Raw genomic sequence first — 607 nt, 5'->3', positions numbered from 1 at the left:
TTTGATGCGAAATTTGGAACATCAACATGTGCAAGTTTGCCTAATCAAACATCTACACAGCCAACAGCTTGATTTCGGTCACCGTGTCGCAGCGATCATTACTCAACCTTTGCTAGGACAACGTCTACTCAAAGCGCTTGAAAGCTGTGCTGAACGATTTACTCAATCTATTTCCGTCGTTCAGCCTGCAACCCGACTTGAAACATTACCCAAAGTGCTCGTTGTAGACGACAATACTGTGAACCAAAAAATTGCAGGGTTGCATGTCACCAAAGCAGGTTTTAGTTTTGATGTCGCTGCTAATGGTGAGGAAGCGGTCGACATGTTCAGAACATCCCAATACTGTCTGATTTTGATGGACTGCATGATGCCGGTGATGGATGGGTTCGAAGCAACGAAACAGATCCGCGCTTATGAAGCAAGCTTAGGACTCGAAAAAACGCCGATCATCGCGCTAACAGCCAGTGTGGTCGACGACGATATTCAACGCTGTTTTGACTCCGGGATGGACGCTTATGTGCCTAAACCAGTGAGAAAGGAGAAACTGTTGCATCAAATCGAAAACGTAATGTAGGCGAGCCACACATGAGCATGATTCTCCCCCCTC

1 protein-coding gene is annotated in these 607 nt (G+C 46.5%); it reads left to right on the top strand.

Annotation, left to right across the window (positions count from 1 at the left end; genetic code table 11):
• The coding region (locus R7R24_RS28440) for a response regulator (protein ID WP_318120413.1) at positions 1-574 on the top strand (574 nt) is incomplete at its 5' end.
• Positions 575-607 lie beyond the last annotated feature (33 nt).

The organism is Vibrio sp. 704, from assembly GCF_033339295.1.
The sequence above is the reverse complement of the archived record's forward strand: the minus strand, read 5'-3'. Positions and strand labels throughout refer to the sequence as shown.